Here is a 1,789-nt window from a genome sequence, read left to right on the forward strand (position 1 = left end):
CCGGTTGTTGAAGACCCCCGCGATCCCCGCCATCACCAGCACGGCGCCGCCGAGGGTCCAGGAGGTGATGGGCTCGTCGAGGATCAGGTGGCCCAGCAGCACGGCGATGACCGGGTTGGCGTAGGTGTAGGTCATGGCCACCTGCATGGGCAGCAGGCGCAGCACCGTCACGTACGAGGTGAAGGCCACGATGGAGCCGAAGACCGTCAGGTAGGCCCAGGCCAGCCACGCCTCGCCGGTGGGCGTCGGGCGCGGCTCGCCGGTCAGCACGATCACCACCAGGAAGCCCAAGCCGCCGAAGAGCTGCTGCCAGCCCGACGCGGCCTGGATCGACAGGCCCGGCCGGCGGCGCGCCATCCAGATCGAGCCCGCGACCCAGGTGAGCGGCGCGATCAGCAGGCCGATCACGGCCCAGACGTCGGCGCTGGTGCCGTGGCGCAGCAGGGGCCACGACAGCAGTCCCACGCCGACGAAGCCGATCAGCAGCGACGCGACCAGCTTGGGCGACGGCGCGCGCCGGTCCAGCGCGGCCTCGATCAGCGCGCCCCAGATGGGCATGATCCCCACCAGCAGCGCCGCGATGCCCGAGTCGGCGCGCTGCTCGGCCCAGGTCACCAGCCCGTTGCCGCCGACCCACAGCAGCAGGCCGGAGCCGGCCAGCACCAGCGCCTCGGCGCGCGTGGGCCGCAGGCGGTGGCCGCGGATCGCGGCCCAGCCCAGCAGCATGGCGGCGGCGGCCATGACGCGCAGGCAGGCCAGGGTGAAGGGAGGGAAGCCCGCCCCCTCGCGCACGGCCACGCGGATGGCGAGGTAGGTGCTGCCCCAGACGACGTAGACGACGGCGAGGTGGGCGAGACCCGCGCGGCTGAGCGGCTGGTCGTGCTGCGGGTGGTTCAAGCGGGCCTCCGGTTCAGATCCGGTCGGTCAGCAGGAGGCACAGTTCTTCGAGGAAGAGCCTTTCCTCCGGGCCGAAGCGGGCGAGCTGGAAGGAATTGACGTCCAGTTCGGCGACGACCTGGCCGGAGCGGAAGACCGGCAGCACGATCTCGCTGCGCGTGTCCGGGTGGCCGGGCAGGTAGTTCAATTCCTGCGTGACGTCGTCCACGACGATCGTGATGGCGTGCTCGGCGACCTGCCCGCAGACGCCCTGGCCGATCGCGATGTGCGTCGGGGAGAGCGTGGCGCCGCTGCGCGGTCCGATGAGGAGCTGTCGCGGGTTGTCGGGGTCGACCAGGAAGAAAGCGACGCAGTCGAAGCCCTCGACGTTCGCGGCGAGCAGCGCGGTGACCGCCTGCATCTTGTCTTCGGAGCGCAGGTCCGCCTCGGCGATGGGGCGGGCCTTGGCCAGCAGATCTGCGTAATCGCTCACGGCCTTCCTTCCGGATCGCGGACCGAATAACTTGTTTATTCGCGAACAGTTACGCGAAACCTGCACCGAAGGTTGCATCATGGTCACCGGCACGGCTCCCTGTCAAGCCCCGCCCGGCCACAGGTGCGCGTACTTGTGGCCGCTGCCGGTGTTGAACAGCAGGACCGTCTCCTCGGGATGCAGCCACCCCGAGGCCGCCAGCGCGCGGGCGGCGGCGGCCGTGGCGCCGCCTTCGGGCGCGGCGAAGATCCCCTCGCAGGCCAGCAGCGAGCAGCCCTCGAGGGCGTCGGCGTCCGAGACGGCGATCGCGGTGCCGCGGGAGGCGCGCAGGGCGCGCAGCACCAGGAAATCGCCCACGGCGGACGGCACGCGCAGGCCGTCGGCAATCGTTGCAGCCCCCTCCCAGGGCGCGGCGACGTC

3 protein-coding genes are annotated in these 1,789 nt (G+C 71.5%); all 3 read right to left on the minus strand.

Annotation, left to right across the window (positions count from 1 at the left end; translation table 11 throughout):
• A partial coding sequence (locus Q7W29_10705) for an EamA family transporter (GenBank protein ID MDO9172290.1) occupies window positions 1-897 on the minus strand: 897 nt, incomplete at its 3' end.
• Between the two features lie 13 nt (window positions 898-910).
• Window positions 911-1,369, minus strand: coding sequence for a GAF domain-containing protein (locus Q7W29_10710; GenBank protein MDO9172291.1), 459 nt, complete (start codon window positions 1,367-1,369; stop codon window positions 911-913).
• A 102-nt stretch (window positions 1,370-1,471) separates the two neighbouring features.
• On the minus strand, window positions 1,472-1,789 hold a 318-nt coding region (locus tag Q7W29_10715; GenBank protein ID MDO9172292.1), incomplete at its 5' end, for a pyridoxal-phosphate dependent enzyme.

It is taken from the genome of bacterium, assembly GCA_030654305.1.
Lineage (GTDB): Bacteria > Krumholzibacteriota > Krumholzibacteriia > LZORAL124-64-63 > LZORAL124-64-63 > PNOJ01.